At 63.8% G+C, this 18,055-nt stretch carries 14 protein-coding genes; 9 read left to right on the plus strand and 5 right to left on the minus strand.

Annotated elements, in window-relative coordinates:
* Window positions 1–859 (plus strand): alpha/beta hydrolase (locus PHI64_RS21305; protein WP_299887650.1); only part of this gene is annotated, 859 nt, incomplete at its 5' end.
* Entirely contained in the window at window positions 859–1,545 is a 687-nt protein-coding gene (locus PHI64_RS21310; protein ID WP_299887653.1) for a DUF599 domain-containing protein, read from the plus strand. The genes PHI64_RS21305 and PHI64_RS21310, both read left to right, overlap by 1 nt.
* Here PHI64_RS21310 and msrB read toward each other — a convergent pair whose 3' ends face one another.
* Genes msrB through PHI64_RS21325 form a run of 3 tightly spaced genes read right to left on the minus strand, consistent with a single transcriptional unit; the run spans window position 1,546 to window position 4,045 of the window.
* Window positions 1,546–1,944, minus strand: coding sequence for a peptide-methionine (R)-S-oxide reductase MsrB (gene msrB, locus PHI64_RS21315; RefSeq protein WP_299887657.1), 399 nt, complete (start codon window positions 1,942–1,944; stop codon window positions 1,546–1,548). It lies immediately after the preceding gene.
* A gap of 44 nt (window positions 1,945–1,988) precedes the next feature.
* A complete protein-coding gene (locus tag PHI64_RS21320; RefSeq protein ID WP_299887660.1) occupies window positions 1,989–3,164 on the minus strand; it encodes a DUF2863 family protein in 1,176 nt (391 codons plus the stop codon).
* A 56-nt stretch (window positions 3,165–3,220) separates the two neighbouring features.
* Window positions 3,221–4,045, minus strand: coding sequence for a pyruvate, water dikinase regulatory protein (locus PHI64_RS21325; RefSeq protein ID WP_299887663.1), 825 nt, complete (start codon window positions 4,043–4,045; stop codon window positions 3,221–3,223).
* A gap of 280 nt (window positions 4,046–4,325) precedes the next feature.
* Here PHI64_RS21325 and ppsA point away from each other — a divergent pair, with 280 nt between their 5' ends.
* Window positions 4,326–6,695: a phosphoenolpyruvate synthase gene (gene ppsA, locus PHI64_RS21330; protein WP_299887666.1), complete on the plus strand. Its 2,370-nt coding sequence runs from the start codon at window positions 4,326–4,328 to the stop codon at window positions 6,693–6,695.
* A 364-nt stretch (window positions 6,696–7,059) separates the two neighbouring features.
* Complete coding sequence (locus PHI64_RS21335; RefSeq protein WP_299887669.1) at window positions 7,060–7,923, plus strand: hypothetical protein; 864 nt, start codon at window positions 7,060–7,062, stop codon at window positions 7,921–7,923.
* 70 nt (window positions 7,924–7,993) lie between these two features.
* On the opposite strand, the gene PHI64_RS21340 is transcribed toward PHI64_RS21335, so the two are convergent.
* Window positions 7,994–10,048, minus strand: a complete 2,055-nt coding sequence (locus PHI64_RS21340; protein ID WP_299887672.1) for a bifunctional 2',3'-cyclic-nucleotide 2'-phosphodiesterase/3'-nucleotidase — start codon at window positions 10,046–10,048, stop codon at window positions 7,994–7,996.
* 229 nt (window positions 10,049–10,277) lie between these two features.
* Between PHI64_RS21340 and PHI64_RS21345 the strand changes: the two genes are divergently transcribed.
* The 4 genes from PHI64_RS21345 (at window position 10,278) to PHI64_RS21360 (ending at window position 14,061) form a co-directional block, all read left to right on the plus strand.
* Window positions 10,278–10,721, plus strand: a complete 444-nt coding sequence (locus PHI64_RS21345; protein WP_299887675.1) for an NfeD family protein — start codon at window positions 10,278–10,280, stop codon at window positions 10,719–10,721.
* 21 nt (window positions 10,722–10,742) lie between these two features.
* Window positions 10,743–11,603, plus strand: a complete 861-nt coding sequence (locus tag PHI64_RS21350; RefSeq protein ID WP_299887678.1) for an SPFH domain-containing protein — start codon at window positions 10,743–10,745, stop codon at window positions 11,601–11,603.
* Between the two features lie 62 nt (window positions 11,604–11,665).
* Window positions 11,666–12,643, plus strand: a complete 978-nt coding sequence (locus PHI64_RS21355) for an ABC transporter permease (RefSeq protein ID WP_299887682.1) — start codon at window positions 11,666–11,668, stop codon at window positions 12,641–12,643.
* Window positions 12,643–14,061, plus strand: coding sequence for an ABC transporter permease (locus PHI64_RS21360; protein WP_299887692.1), 1,419 nt, complete (start codon window positions 12,643–12,645; stop codon window positions 14,059–14,061). The genes PHI64_RS21355 and PHI64_RS21360 overlap by 1 nt, the downstream gene beginning before the upstream one ends.
* 9 nt (window positions 14,062–14,070) lie before the next feature.
* On the opposite strand, the gene PHI64_RS21365 is transcribed toward PHI64_RS21360, so the two are convergent.
* Window positions 14,071–15,468 carry a wax ester/triacylglycerol synthase domain-containing protein gene (locus PHI64_RS21365; RefSeq protein WP_299887686.1) on the minus strand — a complete coding sequence of 466 codons (1,398 nt, stop codon included), beginning with the start codon at window positions 15,466–15,468 and terminating at the stop codon, window positions 14,071–14,073.
* Window positions 15,469–15,649: 181 nt separating this feature from the next.
* Here PHI64_RS21365 and PHI64_RS21370 point away from each other — a divergent pair, with 181 nt between their 5' ends.
* Complete coding sequence (locus PHI64_RS21370; protein WP_299887689.1) at window positions 15,650–17,917, plus strand: EAL domain-containing protein; 2,268 nt, start codon at window positions 15,650–15,652, stop codon at window positions 17,915–17,917.
* Window positions 17,918–18,055 lie beyond the last annotated feature (138 nt).

Genomic DNA, 18,055 nt, shown 5'->3' on the forward strand with positions numbered 1-18,055 from the left:
CTTCAGCCAGCCTCGGCAGCGCAGCGTCCAGTGCATCGGCCCTCACGGCCTGCACCGCATGGCCTACACGGAATGGGGCGATCCGGCCAACCCCCGGGTGTTGGTGTGTGTCCATGGGCTGACCCGGAATGGCCGTGATTTCGACGACCTGGCGCGGACCATGGCGCCCCATTACCGGGTCGTCTGCCCCGACGTGGTGGGGCGCGGGCGCAGCCCCTGGCTGCCGGTGAAGGACGACTACCAGCTGCCCACCTATGTGGCTGACATGGTCACGCTGATTGCCCGGCTGGGCGTGGACAGCGTGCATTGGGTGGGTACGTCCATGGGTGGTCTGATCGGCATGCTGCTGGCCAGCCTGCCCGACACCCCGGTCCGCCGGCTGGTGCTCAATGACGTGGGGCCGCTGGTCACGCTGAGCTCGATCCAGCGCATCGGCCAATACGTCGGGCAGGCGCCGGTGTTCCCCAGCCCGGAGGCGGCGGAGGCCTACATCCGTGCGGTCAGTGTCCCCTTCGGGCGCCTGACGGATGCCCAGTGGCGGCACCTTACGGAGTTTTCCATCAAGGAGGCGGACGGTGGCTGGGTGATGCGCTACGACCCGGGCATCGCCGAGCCCTTCCGCAACTCGCCCCTCGTTGCCGACGTGGATCTGTGGCAGGTGTATGACGCCATCGCTTGCCCGACGCTGGTCATGAGGGGGGCCGAATCCGATCTGCTGCTCCCTGAAACCGCTGCCGAGATGAGCGTCCGGGGCCCCCAAGCCCGGCTCGTCGAGGTGCCAGAGGTGGGGCACGCCCCGGTGCTGATGGAGCCGGCGCAGATCGCCCCGATCCATGATTTCCTGCTGGAGGCGGGCTGATGCAGGGGGTCTGGCTGACGGCCTTCTCGGCCGTGGATTGGCTCGCCCTGATCTGGTTCCTGATGTGCTGGTTTGGCTATGGCTGGCTGGTGGAGCATGGCCCCGGCGGCACCATGCGCGGCCTGCTGGGGGCCAGCCACTGGTTCCGTGAGGAGTGGGGGCGCCAGCTGTTGCGGCGCGAGGTGCGAGTGGCGGACTCGGCCCTCATTGGCAACCTGATGCAGAACGTATCGTTCTACGCCAACACCACCATCTACGTCATCGCCGGCCTGCTGGCCCTGCTTGGCACCATGGACAAGCTGATCGATGTGGCGTCCGACCTGCCCTTTGCGCGGCATGTGTCGCGGGAGGTGTGGGAGGTGAAGTTGATCCTGCTGCTGCTGGTGTTTGTGGTGGCCTATTTCAAGTTCACCTGGGCGCTGCGCCAGTTCAACATGCTGTCCATCCTGATCGGCGCCGCGCCGCTGCCGGGGGAGGGCACCGAGGCCGATGCCCAGCGCTTCGCCCGGGTCAATTCTCTGGCCGGGGATGAGTTCAACCGGGGTATTCGGGCTTATTACTTCGGTCTGGCGGCGGTGTTCTGGTTCGTCCAGCCGTGGGCGTTTGCGGCAGTGACCACCTTGATCGTGCTGGTGCTCTACCGCCGCGACTTCATGTCCAAGACCTACGCCGCCATGCGGCGCTAGTCACTCTTCCTGCTGGAGCTTGACCGACACCGAGTTGATGCAATAGCGCAGCCCGGTAGGGGCCGGGCCATCTTCGAAGACGTGCCCCAGATGGGCGCCGCATTCCCGGCACAACACCTCGGTGCGCACCATGAAGTGGCTGCGGTCTTCGGCCTCTTCGACATTCTCGGGCGCGGCCGCGCTGTGGAAGCTTGGCCAGCCGCAGCCCGAGTCGAACTTGTGGGCTGACGAAAACAGGTCGGCACCGCAGCACGTGCACACGTATTTCCCGGGCTCGGAGCAATCCCAGTAACGGCCGGTGAAGGCACGTTCGGTGCCCTTCTGTCGGGTGACGGCGTATTCCTCGGGTGTCAGCAGGGCGCGCCATTCGGCGTCGCTTCTGTGGATCTTGCGGGGCATGAAGGTTCTCCGGTTGGGTTGCGGGAGGTGTCGGCTGCGGGTGCTCAGTGCAGGTGCTTGGGCATCTGCTCGGCCTGCTCTTCCGGCAGTTCGGCGTGCACCGCCTCGCCCTCGGGGGAGGGGTACATGGGGGCGCCGCAGTCGTCGCAGTATTCCATCGGAAACTCATTGTCGAGAATCAGGATGTCGGTTATGCCGCAGGCCTGCAGGGTGGCCTCGATCTGGCCGAGGGTCTCGCTGCTTTCGTCTTCTGCGCCCAGCAGGGGCCACACCACGCCGTGCACCACGTCGTTCTGGCCGCTCAGGGTGAAGCCGATGCGGAACTCCTCCACCTGGCGCTCGAAGAAGGGCGCAACGACGGCCCGGACGCCGGCTGCGGGGGTGTCGAGAGTGGTGCTCAGGAAGGCCACCGAAGCCTGGATGGAGTAGGGGCGGGAAGCTTTGTCGGCTTCGCGGCTGGCAGCGAAGTAGGCGTTGGGAAGCACTACCTCGAAGGCGCAGCCGGTAAGCAGCGGGGCCACGCAGGCTCCGCCCTGGGCACGCCATTGTTCCAGGGCCAGGTCACGGCTGCAGTCCTCTTCCTGCCAGCGGAAGATGGGGGCGCCCTTGGGCACCATCACCGCGCCCAGCAGATAGCGGTTGTCGGACAGGAACTGGGCCGTCTCAGGCAGGTTGTCGGTCTTGATGTGCAGGTCGGTGTCGGCTTCGGCGGCCTTGCCCAGGTGGGTGGCGAAATCTGCCGTGGCGCAGTAACCCTGGGGGAGCTGATCCGGGCTGAACAGGAAGTCGGCGAGGGCGAGCTTGACACCGGTGGCCAGCACATGGGCCTTGAGATGCACCCGCAGGTTGGCCATCACAGCAGCAGCAATCGGAGTGGCCGGAATACGGTAGCGTGACCAAGCCATCACTGGTGCAGCGATCAGCAGCACGTCATGCTGGTTGTCGGACTTGAGAGCGCCTTCGGCCCGCGACTCGATCATGTCGGCGAGTTCGTCGTAGGCATGGACGCTGGAGGTGGCCGAGCTCAGGTGGTCAAGGGCGGTGGTGAGGGCGTCTTCGTCCTCGGCACGCAGCAGGCCGTCAACGGCATCGGCCAGACGCTGGTCCCAGAAGTGATCTTCGGCGCGGCTGCTGGAGTCGGCCAGGCCGTTGGCGAGCCACAGGAGTTGTTCGGCGTCGCGCGGCAGTCCGCCGCGACGCCCGAGTCGGTTGCGTTTCATCGGGGCTCTCCTTGGTATACGAATTGGACAGGGCACGAAGGCCGGTGATTCCCGCCTCAGTATGAGGCGGGGTCGAGCCGGACTTCCTGCAGGATGATGGTGGAGATCTCTTCGATGGACTTGGCGGTGGAATCAAGCCACTTGATGCCCTCGCGTTTCATCATGCGCTGGGCTGCCTCGATCTCCGACAGGCAGTTGTCGAGGGAGGCGTAGCGGCTGTTGGGGCGGCGCTCCTGGCGGATCTGGGACAGGCGGTCAGGACCGATGGTGAGGCCGAAGAGCTTGCTGCGGTGGCGGGTCAGCTCGACCGGCAGCTTGTTGCGCTCGAAGTCTTCGGGAATCAGCGGGTAATTGGCGGCCTTGATGCCGAACTGCATGGCCAGGTACAGGCTGGTGGGGGTTTTGCCGGAGCGGCTCACGCCCACCAGGATCACGTCGGCCTCTTCGAGGTCGGCGTGGGAGACGCCGTCGTCGTGGGCCAGGGTGAAGTTGATGGCCTCGATGCGCCGTTTGTAATCCTGGCTTTCGGCAATGCCATGGAAGCGCCCGGCCGTGTGGGTAGAGCGCTGGCCCAGCTCGCTCTCCAGGGGTTCAATGAACTTCTCGAACAGGTCGAGGAAGAGCGCGTCGGCCACCCGCAGCGCGGCAACCGCAGCCGGGTCGACCAGGGTGTTGAAGACGATGGGCCGGATGCCGCTCTCGATGGCCGCGTCCTTGATGCGCAGGGCGCAGTCGTGGGCCTTGTCGGGGGTGTCCACGAAGGGCAGGCGGTGATGGCGGAAGCGGGTTTCCGGAAACTGGGCGAGAAGACTGTGACCAAGGGTCTCGGCGGTGATGCCTGTGCCGTCGGAGATGAAGAAAACGGGGCGGGTCTGGGTCATGGAAGTGCCAACAGGGGAAAGGACATGAGCGCTGGCCCCATCCTGGGGGCCGACGTCGCATCTTATCCCATTCCGGCGATCCGGCCGCCAACAGGCGGGCTTCACCGGAAAAACCGGCTGGCGTGGTGCGTCGTGACCGAGTCGGCAGGCCTGGAAAGCCCCGGCGCGTTAGGATAAACCCTGCATGCGGCAGGGCAGCAAATCGCTTTACAATGCGCTCCAACAAAAATATTCACATACCGCTTTCGACTTTTTCCCCTTTTCTCCCAGGAAGATCCTCATGTCCCGTAACGTCATTCCCTTCCAAGAACTCCGCATGACCGATGTGGAGCAGGTTGGCGGAAAGAACGCCTCGCTTGGCGAAATGATCAGCCAGCTGCCTGCCAGCGTACGCGTGCCCGGTGGTTTTGCCACCACGGCTGATGCCTACCGCGAGTTTCTGGCCTACCAAGGCTTGGCCGAGCGCATCAGCAAGGCCCTCGAGAGCCTGGACGTGGATGATGTGGTGGCCCTGGCCCGCACCGGCACCCAGATCCGCCAGTGGATTGTAGACACCCCCTTCCCGCCGGCCCTCGAAGCCGACATCAAGGCCGCCTACGAAAAGCTCACCGCCGAAGGTGACGGCAGCTTTGCCGTGCGTTCCTCCGCCACCGCGGAAGATCTGCCGGATGCCTCCTTCGCCGGCCAGCAGGAGTCCTTCCTGAACATCCACGGCTACGAGAACATCCTCCACGCCATCAAGGAAGTCTTCGCGTCCCTGTACAACGACCGTGCCATCGCCTACCGGGTGCACAAGGGCTTCACCCACGCTGAAGTCGCCCTGTCCGCCGGCGTGCAGCGCATGGTCCGTTCCGACATCGGCGCCTCTGGCGTGATGTTCACCATGGACACCGAATCCGGCTTCGACGGCGTGGTCTTCATCACCGCCTCCTACGGCCTCGGCGAGACCGTGGTGCAAGGCGCCGTGAACCCCGACGAGTTCTACGTGCACAAGGCCACCCTGGCCCAGGGCAAGCCTGCCGTGATCCGTCGCAACCTCGGTTCCAAACTGATCAAGATGGTCTTTGCCGAGAAGAAGGAAGCCGGCAAGTCCACCCGCACCATCGACGTGCCCGAGGCCGAGCGCAATGTGTACTCCCTTACCGACGCCGACGTGCTTGAGCTGGGTCGCTACGCCATGATCATCGAGCAGCACTATGGTCGTCCGATGGACATCGAGTGGGGCAAGAGCGGCGACGACGGCAAGCTCTACATCCTCCAGGCCCGCCCGGAAACCGTGAAGAGCCAGCAGTCCGGCCACGTGATGGAAAAGTACCGCCTCAAGCAGTACAGCAAGTCCCTCACCCACGGCCGCGCCATCGGCCAGAAGATCGGCGCCGGTCAGGTCCGTGTCGTCAAGGACGCCTCCGAGATGGACCGTGTCAAGGCCGGCGACATCCTCGTCACCGACATGACCGACCCCAACTGGGAGCCGGTGATGAAGCGCGCCTCCGCCATCGTCACCAACCGCGGCGGCCGCACCTGCCACGCGGCCATCATCGCCCGTGAGCTGGGCATCCCCGCCATCGTCGGCTGCGGCAACGCCACCGAAGTGCTGGAAGAAAACGACGAAGTCACCGTCTCCTGCGCCGAAGGCGACACCGGCTACGTGTACCGTGGCAAGCTCGATTTCGAAATCGTCACCACCGACATGGGCAACCTGCCCGACATCCCGGTGAAGATCATGATGAACGTGGGTAACCCGGAGCTCGCCTTCGAATTCGCCCAGATCCCCAACGGCGGCGTCGGCCTGGCCCGCCTGGAGTTCGTCATCAACAACATGATCGGCATCCACCCCAAGGCCATCCTCGAGATCGGCCAGGTGCCGGCCAGCCTGCGCGCCGAGATCACCCGCCGTTCCCGCGGCTACGCCACCCCCAAGCAGTTCTTCATCGAGAAGCTGGTGGAAGGCGTCGCCACCATCGCCGCGGCCTTCTACCCGAAGCCCGTGATCGTGCGCCTGTCCGACTTCAAGTCCAACGAATATCGCAAGCTGCTGGGCGGCGAGATCTACGAGCCGGAAGAGGAAAACCCCATGCTGGGTTTCCGTGGCGCCTCCCGCTACATCTCCCACAGCTTCCGTGACTGCTTCGAACTCGAATGCGCCGCCATGAAGAAGGTGCGCAACGAACTGGGCCTCACCAACGTGCAGCTGATGGTGCCCTTCGTGCGCAACCTGGACGAAGCCAAGGGCGTGGTCGACCTGCTGGCCGAGCACGGCCTCAAGCAGGGCGAGAACGATCTCAAGCTCATCATGATGTGCGAGATCCCCTCCAATGCCTTGCTGGCCGAGCAGTTCCTGCAGTACTTCGACGGCTTCTCCATCGGTTCCAACGACCTGACCCAGCTCACCCTGGGCCTGGACCGCGACTCCGGCCTGGTGGCCCACGCCTTCGACGAACGCGACCCGGCCGTGAAGCAACTGCTGTCCCTCGCCATCAATGGCGCCAACAAACTGGGCAAGTACGTGGGCATCTGCGGTCAGGGCCCCTCGGACCACGCCGACTTCGCCGAATGGCTGATGGACGAAGGCATCCAGACCATCTCCCTCAACCCGGACACCGTGGTGGATACCTGGCTGAAGCTGGCGGCGCATAGCAAGGGCGAGTGATCTCCCACCTGCGCTGAGTAGCAAAAGGGGCCGGCCCGTCGAAAGACGGGCCGGCCTTGTTTTTGGGGTGGCGGCGTGGATGCCGGGGGGGCTCCTCCGGGCTGAGTGTGTGTCACCGGGATCAAGCTCGACGGCCAATTCGGCTGTGCCGGCCCCCGTGGGGTCGAATTCATTCGACCGCGGACTTTGGTCAAAGGCAGGCCAGTGACTCAGCGCGCGATGGTTGAGTGAATTCGACCCCCACGGGTCTGGCGAGGCCTTGATCCGGATGAGCAGACCCGCGGGGAGCGGCCGCGTGCTGCGCTGGCAGGCGAGCTGGATCAGAATGGACATTCACCTACAACAACATTCCCGGAGACTTTTCATGACCCGCCTCGCTACCTTTACTGCCACCCTCGTCGCCCTGACCCTTCCTTCCATCGCCCACGCCGTCTGCCCCACCGACCTGGAAGCCGCTGCCGTTGCCGCGGCCATCGTGGCCCGGCAGCCGGTGCCACTGCCGGCGGGTGAGATGAGCATGGCCGATGGGCTGTGCGGGCAGGGCAAGGTGGTGCGCTTCCTGGGGCAGGCCTTTGGCCCGGTGGCGGGCTACAAGGCGGGCTTGACCAATCCGGCGGTGCAGAAGCGTTTCAAGCACGATGCGCCCCTGCGCGGCACGCTGTTTGCCAGCATGCTGGTGCAGGACGGGGCCGAGCTGCCGGCGGTCTTTGGCGCGCGGCCGGTGATGGAGGCGGACCTGCTGGTGGAGGTGGCCGACCCGGCGGCCCTGGCCCGGGCGCAGACGCCGCTGGAGGCGCTGAGGGCGCTCAGGACCTACGCGCCCTTCATCGAGCTGCCGGACCTGATGGTGGACGATCCGTCGAAGCTCGGCGGGCCGATGCTGGCCATGATCAATGTGGGGGCGCGGGCCGGGGTGGTAGGGCGCTCGGTGCCGGTAAAGGCGACCCCTGAACTGGCCGAGGCCTTTGCGGCGATGACGGTGACGATGACCGAGGGCGACGCTGCGGTGCTGGATTCCGGCAAGGGCAGCGCCACCCTGGGCAACCCCCTCAATGCGGCGATCTGGCTGGCGCGGGATCTGGCGGCGGTGGGTACGCCGCTGCAGAGGGGGGACCGCCTGTCCCTGGGTTCCTTCACCAAGCTGGTGCCGCCCAAGCCTGGCATGAGCGTGCGGGCGACCTACGATGGCCTGCCCGGCAACCCTGCGGTGGCCGTGCGTTTCCGCTGAGCAAAAAAAGCCCCGGCCGGAGCCGGGGCGCAGTGGCCCCGCGGACAGGGGCCGGGAAGGGACTGTTGTTTTACTTGGACAGGTCGATGGCGTAGACACCCAGGCCCTTGCCGCTGCCGTCGTCGTCCTTCACCACGCTGATATTGCCGAGGCCCAGGGTCTGGGCCACGCCGAGCTTGCCGCTGGCTGACTTGAAGGTGATCGGGCCGGCGGTGCTGACCTGGGTGAAGCGCCAACTGCGGGCCGAGCCGTCCGCGGCGAGGGTCAGGTTCTTGCGGGTCTTGATGTACTCGATGAGCACGTCCCGGTTGGCGTCGGGGGAAGCGTAGATGACGTTGCTGCCATCCAGGCCAGGGAAGCTGCCGCCGCCAGAACCCCGGTAGTTGTTGGTGGCGACGATGAACTCGGCGGCCGGATCGATGGCCGCGCCCTTGTAGTTGAGGTTGCGGATGCGGCTGCCCTTGACCTGGGTTACATCGATCTCGTAGCTAAGGTCGGCCGAGGTGAACATGTCGAAGTTGTAGCCGGGGAAGCTGGAGATCAGGCCCTGTTCGGTGCTGAGGCTGGGGTCGATCTGGTTGAAGCGCTCGGCGGCCTTCTCCAGCCAGGCCTTGATGCCGGCGCCGTTCACCTTCACCGCATAGACGGTGTTGGGGTAGAGGTAGAGATCGGCGGCGTTGTTGATGGCGATGTTGCCGGCCGCCACGTCGGTGAAGTCGGACCCGCCGGCAAAGCCGCTCTTGAAGGGGGCGCTCACCGACAGCACCGGCAGGCTGGCGTAGGCGGGCAGGTTGGCGGCCACATACTTGCGCACGTAGTCGGCCTGGGCGGCATTGACCACCTGGATGGCAGACACGTCACCCACATCGGCAAAGTAGCTGGACAGGGCAAAGTTCGACTGACCGATGGGCGTCTTCACGTAGTCGATGGCGGCGCTGTGCTCGGTTTGCACTGCGGTAGTGATGCTGGCATCGGCGGCCACGTAGGTACGGGCGGTGGCGTCGAGCAGGGTCTTGCGCAGGCTGACCTGGGTCTTGCTGGTGTCGATGGTCCACTTGCCGTTCTTCACTACCAGGTTGAAGTTGATGACCCCGAGGGCCTTGCCCCAGTAGCTGGGCATCACTGCGGGCACGCCGTGGAGGGTGCCTTTCACCTTGTCCACGCCACTGGCGGTGCAGTCGGTGGTGGTGCAGCTGGCGTTGGGAAATTCGCTGTGGGAGTGACCCATCAGAATGCCGTCGATGCCCGCCACCTTGGCCAGGTGGTAGTTGGCGTTTTCCATGGTGGCGGAGTAGGCGCGGGCGTCAAAGCCTCCATGGGATGCGGCGATGACCAGGTCAGCGCCTTCGGCGCGGGCCATCGGCACGTACTTCTGGGCGGCTTCCACTACGCCCTGCACATCCACCTTTCCTTCGAGCCAGCGCTTGTCCCAGGACAGGATGGGGGGCGGGGTGAAGCCTATGACGGCGACCTTGACGGTGCTTTCGATGTCCTTGCCGTCCTTGTCCTTACCCTTCACTGTGCGGGTCAGGATCACGTATGGCTTGTAGAGGGTCTGGCCGTCCTTGCGGCTGGTGACGTTGGACAGCACCAGAGGGAAGGCCGGGCCGACGCAGTTGGGCTGGCTGGCGACGGCAGCCATGCCGTCCACGTTGAACTTGCTGCCGGTGACCTGGGCCAGGTAAGGCAGGCCGTAGTTGAACTCGTGGTTGCCCAGGGTGCCGGCGTCGTAGCCGATGCTGTCCATGGCCTTGTAGGTGGCCAGTTTCTGGTTGCAGCTCAGGGGGTTTACCAAGGCCTGATAGTCGGCCAGGGCAGTGCCCTGGATGGTGTCGCCGTTGTCGATGAGGACGGTGTTGGGGTAGTCCTGACGGGCCTGGCGGATCAGGGTGGCGGTGCGCTCGAAGCCGATGGACTTGTCTTCGGCGAGCTTGAAGTAGTCGTAGCTTACGATATTGGCGTGGAGGTCCGTGGTCTCCAGGATGGTCAGCTGGGCTGTGGCGGACTCGGGGGGCATCTTATCATTGTCGCCGCTGCCGGCGCAGCCGTGGAGGACGAGGGCGGAGGCGAACAAGGTGCCGAGGGCGCGTAGAGGCTGGCGCTGCATCAGGGGTGAGTGAGTCATGATGGGGTAGTGGCGGATTGAAGTCGGCGCACGGTACCGCTGCGGCGTGACGGCTCGTTGAAGGACGGGTGACGCTCACATGGCACCCGGACTTCGGTGGTGTTCCTAAGCGTCAGGTCGGCAAGCCCTGAATTAATGCTGAAGGCCGCCGGAACGATCTCCTGCGGGGTGGGTCAGATTGGCCGATGGAATGCCTGGCGAATGCGCTGCAACACGAAGGGAGCTTTGAGTGAATCTGGAGTGGTGGCACTGGATCGTGCTGGGCGTGGTGCTGGTGGTGGCCGAACTGGCCGTGCCGGCTTTCTTCATCATCTGGTTTGGTTTGGGCGCGCTGCTGGTGGGCCTGGCTTTGCTGGTAGCGCCCTCATTGGGGGAGGCGGGGCAGCTGCTGTTGTGGATACTGGCCTCGTTGGCGATGGTGGTGCTGTGGTTTCGGGTGTTCCGCCGCGAGGATCACAAGACCCGCGTCGGCCAGTCGGATGGTGAGACGATTGGCGAGATAGGGTTAATGGCGAAGGCTGCGGCGCCATTCGAGCGTGGTCGGGTGCGCTTTCAGAAGCCCTTGCTGGGTTCGGAGGAGTGGGCCTGCGTGGTGGATGAAGTCATCCCGGCGGGCGAACGGGTGCGGGTGGTGTCGGTGGAAGGCAGTTTCCTGAAGGTTGAACGGGTCTGACCCAGGTACAAGGAGCGTGTGATGAGTGATGCAATGGTGGTGCTGCTGGCCATCCTGATCTTCGTGGTGGTGACGATCGCCAAGGGCGTGCGCATCGTGCCCCAGGGTGAGGAGTGGATCGTGGAGCGGCTTGGCAAGTATTTCGGGACACTCAAGCCGGGTCTCAACATCATCATCCCTTACCTGGACAAGGTGGCCTACAAACTGGTGACCAAGGACATCATCCTGGATGTGCAGGAGCAGGAGGTGATCACCCGGGATAACGCGGTGATCCTCACCAACGCCATCGCCTTCGTGAAGGTGACTGACCCGGTGAAGGCGGTGTATGGCGTCACCGATTTCTCCGAGGCGATCCGCAACATGATCATGACCACCCTGCGCTCCATCGTGGGTGAGATGGAACTGGACGAGGCACTGTCGAACCGGGACAAAATCAAGGCGCGCCTGCGCGAGAGCATTGCCGATGAGGCGGTGGATTGGGGCCTGACCGTGAAATCGGTGGAGATCCAGGACATCCGTCCGTCGGATTCGATGCAGAAAGCCATGGAGCAGCAGGCTTCTGCCGAGCGGGAACGCAAGGCCGTGGTGACCCGGGCTGAAGGGGCCAAGCAGGCAGCGATCCTGGAGGCCGAGGCGCGGCTGGAGTCGTCCAAGCGCGATGCCAACGCCCAGGTGATGCTGGCTGAGGCGTCGGCCGAGGCGATCCGCCGGGTGACCGCGGCAGTGGGCACCGAGACCGCGCCAATGCTCTTTCTGCTCGGCGAAAAGTACATCAGCTCCCTGGAGCGCATGGGCTCCACCGACAACGCCAAGATCGTGGTGCTGCCGGCTGACCTGCAGGAAGCCGTGCGCGGGCTGATCGGGGGGGCTACCCGCCGCTGAGGCTGACGCGGGCTGCTACAGGGGCTTCGTCATCGGAGCCTGTCCATGTAGGATAAGCGCCCATGTTTGCCTACATTGTCCGACGACTGCTTTACGCGCCGCTCATCCTGCTCGGCGTCAATCTGCTCACCTTTGCGTTGTTCTTCGTGGTCAATACCCCCGATGACATGGCGCGCATGCAACTTGGCGCCAAGCGGGTGACGCCGGAGGCCATCGAGCGCTGGAAGGTGGAGCGGGGCTACGACAAGCCGCTTCTGTTCAATGCCGCGGCGCCTGGGCCGTCCAGCCTCACGGACACGATCTTCTTCGAGAAATCCCTACGCATGTTCGCCTTCGATTTTGGTCGGGCCGATGACGGGCGCGACATCGCCACCGAGATTCGCACGCGCATGGGGCCGTCTCTGGCGATTGCTCTGCCGACCTTTATCCTGGGGCTCATCGTTACCGTTTCGTTTGCCCTGCTGTTGGTGTTCTTCCGAGGCACCTATCTCGACTTCCAGGGCGTGGTGCTGTGCGTGGCGATGATGTCCATCTCCAGCCTGTTCTACATCATCGGAGGTCAGTGGCTTGTGTCGAAGATCTGGCACCTGGTGCCCATCTCTGGCTACGGTGGCGGGCTGGATGCAAGCCGCTTTCTGGTGCTGCCGGTGGTGATTGGCGTGATTGCGGGTATTGGTGGCAGCGCCCGCTGGTATCGTACGATCTTCCTGGAGGAGGCTGGCAAGGACTACGTGCGCACGGCCCGGGCCAAGGGGCTGTCGGAGCTTCAAGCCTTGTTCGGGCATGTGCTCAAGAACGGCATGATCCCCATCCTCACAGGTGTGGTGGTGGTGATCCCGTCGCTCTTCATGGGCAGCCTGATCATCGAATCCTTCTTCGGCATTCCGGGCCTTGGCAGCTATACCATCGATGCGATCAACGCCCAGGACTTTCCTGTGGTTCGTGCGATGGTCTTCATCGGGTCGCTGCTCTACATCTTCGGGCTGATCCTGACGGATCTCTCCTATACCCTGGTTGATCCGCGGGTGAAGCTGGAATGATCGACGTCCAACCTGTGTTCCTGTGGACCGATCTGCTCCTGTTCGGCCTGATCATCTGCATTGCCTTGGCGGCCTGGCGAGCGCGGTGCAGCGAACCCGCGCGTGCCGCCTGGCGCCGGGTGGGGGAGAGCGCAGTCGGCATGACCTCCCTGACTGTCCTGCTGCTGTTTCTGGTGGTTGGCCTTGTGGACAGCCTTCACTACCGGCCCTACCTGCCTCCGGCGAAGAACGACAAGGTGGCGGCCGACCCCAGGGCGCTCTCCACGGAGGTGCGGAGCGCCCTCGATGCCCTGGCTGAGCCCCTGCGTGCCCGTACCGAGAAGACTTACTCGGCACCCCTGGCCTACGTGCTCTTCGCCAAGCAGACCGTCGAGAAGGCTGATGGCACCCAGCAGCGGGAGTTTCCCCGTCTGAAGTTTGGTGGCAGTGGCCTGCAGTACCCTGAGGAGGATCACATCGGCGACGTGCTGGGCCGTATCGGTCTAGGCCTGGCGTTGGCGGCCGGGGCATGGTGCATGCTGGCTGGCGCGCTGGTGCAGGGGGTGGCCCTATCCCGGCAGGTGCCCTTTGGCGCAGCCTGGCGGGCTGTGTGGCGTGGCAAGGGTGGCTTGGCCTGGCGGGCGATGCTGGTTACGCTCGGGCTGGTTTTTCTGTTCGCGGGCCCCATCGCCGTGCTGGCAGGCGAGTATCACGTGTTTGGTACGGACAAGGTGGGGCAGGACGTTCTCTTCCTCACCCTGAAGAGCATCCGCACGGCGCTGGTCATCGGGACGCTCACCACCCTGGTGACCCTGCCGCTGGCGGTAGCTCTGGGGATCATGGCGGGTTACCTCGGCGGGTGGGTGGATGACGTCATCCAGTATGTGTACACCGTGCTTAACTCCATTCCCGGAGTGCTGCTGATTGCGGCGGCGGTATTGATGATGCAAGTTGTCATCGACACGCATCCCCACTGGTTCGAGACGGCCGCCGAAAGGGCCGACGCCCGCTTGCTGGCCTTGTGCCTGATTCTCGGCATGACCAGTTGGACGGGCTTGTGTCGCCTGCTGCGGGGTGAAACGCTGAAGTTGCGGGAGCTAGAGTACGTGCAGGCAGCCCGAGCCTTCGGTGTGTCCACGGCCCGCATTCTCAGCCGGCATGTGCTGCCCAATTTGATGCATCTGGTGCTGATAGCGCTGGTGATGGACTTCTCGGGCCTGGTGCTGGCAGAAGCGGTGCTGTCCTATGTGGGGATCGGCGTTGATCCGAATACGGTGAGTTTCGGCACCATGATCAACGCCGCCCGCATGGAACTGGCAAGGGAGCCGATGGTGTGGTGGAGCCTGGTGTCGGCCTTCATCTTCATGTTCGTGCTGGTGCTGGCGGCAAACCTCTTCGCCGACGTCGTGCGCGACGCCTTCGATCCACGGACGAGTTGAATGCTGCTCTCAGGCCTTGCGCTTGCGGGCTCCCTGCCGTTTTGGAGGCGTGGAGGGAGCCAGCAGGGCCAGTTCGATACCCAGCCGGTCCGTGATGGCGGCCGGCTCGGGCAGCATGGCGACGTCAGCCAGCACGCCGACCTGGTAGCTTTCGTCCTGATTGACGATGCTGATCGTCACGCCCAGGTCCCCCGGTGCCGGGCTCCAGTACATTTCCTCAACGATCCTTGCGCCGCAGAGCGTGCGTGTGTCGGGCGTCGCGGGAACCCGGTAGAGCAGGGCGCTTGTCTTGCTGGCCAATAGTTTTAGGGCCTGAAGCTGAACGGCCCGGGGCGTCTGCCCCATCAGGCTGAACAGACCGAGGGCTCGCTGGGCCTCGTAGGCATCGTTGACGCTGCGGATCCGGCGATCGGTTTCGAGCAGTCGGGCTTCGGGGGTGTCGAGTCCGATCGGCAGCTCCAGGGGAATCAGCCCGCTTCGATTTCCAAGCATATCGTCCGACTCTTCGTTGCGCAGGTTGACCGGCATCAGTGTGCGCAACTCACTGCCCGGGGTGGTCGCGTCTGCGCCCAGGCAGTGATGGATCGCGCCGGCCAGCGTGGCGAGGATCACGGCGTCCGTCGTAGTCTGGTGCGCTAGGGCGGCGGCGTTCACGTTGGCGAAGGGAAGGGGCGCACTCCAGGCGGCTCGCTTGTTTCCGCTGGCCTGCCCTTTGAGTGGAGTGGCGCTATCGTCCGGCAAGCTGTTGAGCTTGCCTATCTCGAGGGCCAGCGCGGTGCTGGCGCAGGCGTAGTCGAAAGCCCGCCGAGGATTGAAAAGCAGGCCCCAGTATCTGCCCCAGAAGGCGCCGGAGAGCTTGATCCCATCAATCACCGCCCGGGTGAGGGGGGCGTACAGTTGATCGAAGAACCCGTCGGGTCGGACTCCGGTGTCACCGGAGCCTGCGCCGTCCTCATGTGGGGTGGCTATTGAGCGGAGTAGGCCGGTGATGGCAATGGCATCGGCAAGCCCCTGATGTATCCGTGCGATGAGTGCGCAGCCCCCCTGGTAGTCTTCGACAAGATGGAACTGCCACAGGGGGCTACCCGGGTCGAGCGGGCTGGCCGCCAGGGTGCCTATGAGTGTCCCGAGGGCCTCGCACTGCGCGCCGGGCGGCAGGCTAGTGCTGACGAGGTGCTGCTGCATGTCTACCGGGCAGGTCTCCCAGACAGCACCAACCCTATCGTGCAGCACGCGTTGGCTGAATCGCGGAAGCGGCAGTAAGCTGGCTTTCAGCTGCGACTCCAGCTGCTCTCTGGTTACGGGCGTTTGCGTGATCATTAATCCGATCACCAGCATGGGGTTGCTTGCCTGCTCGATCTGCAGCCATACGGCGTCCATGCTGGCCACGCGTTCCATCGTACTCATGGTGTCTCCCTCCTCGGGTGTTCACATAGGGGCTGATTTCTTCTTCGGAATCCTGCAGCTTATCTGAAGCCGTCGCACCGTCCTGAGCTAACCTGTTGATTAAAGACAGCACGGTGTTGTGCCGTTAGCGGGGTCTGATCTGGGTAAGCCGGCCCATCCCTCGATTCTGGACAAAGCCTCGATGAATATGTTGGACAGCACTGCCCAAGACGAGTTTGTTGTCTTCCATGATGAGGAAGTGGCCCTGCCCGTGCCCGATGACGTCCCGGCGTGGAAAGTGCTCGTGCTGGATGATGATCCGGAAGTGCATCAGGCGACCACTTTTGCACTCCGGGGGCTACTTGTCTGTGGCAGGCCGCTGGCGCTGCTTCACGCCCGGTCGGCGGGGGAGGCTATGGCCTGTCTGGCGGCTACCGCAGACGTGGCAGTGATCTTTCTTGACGTGGTGATGGAGAGCCACGACTCCGGCCTCGCGCTTGTGCCTCGTATCCGGAGCGAGCTAGGTCTGCTTGAGACGCGGATCGTCCTAAGGACAGGGCAGCCGGGCTATGCCCCGGCGCTAAACGTCATTCGCGATTACGATATCAACGACTACAGGACTAAGTCAGAGCTGACCCACACCCGGTTGATTACCACCCTGACAGCGGCGATCCGCTCTTACGACCAGATCCGGACCCTCAATGAAGCCCGTCGAGGCCTCCAGATGCTGGCGGACACGGGGAATGAGCTCTTTATTCCGCGGGACTCCCACTCCTTTGCCCAGGCTGCGCTTGGGCACATGGAGGGGCTGTTTGGCCATAGGGTTGACGCAGCGTTTTGTGGCCCGGTGTCGGGAGGAAGTGGTGACCGCGAGCAGGAGGCCTTGGGCATCCTCGCTGCGACGGGCGTGCTGTCTGGGCTGGTCGGGCGGGGTTTTGATGCGCTGGGTGATCAGATCCTGGCAGCGGCCTTGTGCAAGGCACGGGCGGAGCGAGCACATGTGTTCGATGAGCGTTCGGTGTGTTTGTATCTTGGTCGGGTACATGGCAAGGAGGCGCTGGTCTATCTCGGCCTTCCCGGGAGTAAGGTCGGGCCGCTGGTGCGCCAGTTGATCGAGATCCTGTGTGCCAACCTCCGGGTGAGTTTTGAAAACGTCGTGCTCTTCGAGCGTCTCCATTTCTTTGCGTATTTTGATCCCCTGACGAAGCTGCCTAATCGGACGAGATTCCTGGATCGTCTGGACGAGGGGCTTGCTGGGTTTGCCAGTGAAAGCTGGACTGTGGGGATCATCGATATCGTGCGGTTTTCGGAGCTGAACGATGCCCTCGGACATCGTAGTGGAGATCTGCTGCTGACGGAGGTCACCAGCAGGCTGAAAGCGCGTCTCGGGGCCGAAGCGCTCGTTGCTCGTGTTGCTGGGGACGCTTTCGGAATCTGCTGGCGCCCTGATAACGAGGAAGCGTCGGCCGTGCTGGATGTCTTTTCGGTGCCGTTCGTTGTGCGGGGGCATGCTGTGCCCATGCGTGCCCGTGCTGGATTCGCCAATGCAGCATCGCTTCCTGGTGGGGCGGTGGAGCTTTTGAAGAGGGCCAATCTTGCACTGAGTCATGCCAAGCTTGAGGGCGATCAGCACTGGCGCTTCTTCAACTCCGAGATGGAGGCCAATACCCAGAGTCGGGTGCAACTGCTCAACGAACTGCGTTCGGCTCTGGATCTGCGCAAGGGGCTCGAGCTCCACTACCAGCCTCAGGTATCTCCCCGGACCGGGCATATCGTGGGTTGCGAGGCGCTCATCCGCTGGGTCAAGCCCCAGGGTGAAAGCGTGGCGCCGGATGTCTTCATCCCCCTGGCGGAGTACACAGGGCTGATTGTCGAGATCGGCGACTGGGTGTTCTCCGAGGCTTGCAGACAGATCGTGCAGTGGGACCAGAGCGGGCTGCCAGCCTTCCGGGTCGGAATCAATATCTCCGCAGCCCAGTTCCGGGAGGCTGATTTCGTCACGAAGATCTCCAGTGCCATTGAGCGCTCTGGTGTTGACCCTCTGCGTCTCGAGCTTGAAATCACGGAGTCGGTCGCCATGGAGGATCCTGACTCCGTAGCCAGGCAGCTGCGGGAGCTGAAGGCGCTCGGATTGAAAGTGGCCGTGGATGACTTCGGATGTGGGTTCTCATCGCTTGGTAGCTTGAACCGACTGCCATTTGACCGGATCAAGATAGATCGTGCCTTTGTGCGGGAGCTGACGCCGAGCACATCCCAAGACTGCATCGCCCGGCTGATCGTCAAGCTCGCCAAGAGCCTCGGGTTGGAGGTGATCGCGGAGGGGGTTGAAACCGCAGAGCAAGCCCGCCTGCTGGAGGACATGGGGTGCAAGGAGATGCAAGGCTTCCTTTACGGTCGGCCAATGTCGGCATACGCCCTCGAAGGCTGGATCAATCGCAACAGGGCAAGTCAAGATGAGGACAGAGTCTGAAGCTTGTTGGATTTATTTTCTTAATCTTGTTGACACGTGGTGATTGTTGTTTATAATTCGGCCTCTCTTCGCTGCGGCGCACGATGAAGTGCTCCGGAGCGGTGAAGAGGAAGGTGTCGCGGGGTGGTGTTGCGATGC

The organism is Zoogloea sp. (assembly GCF_028689785.1).
Classification (GTDB): Bacteria; Pseudomonadota; Gammaproteobacteria; order Burkholderiales; family Rhodocyclaceae; genus Zoogloea.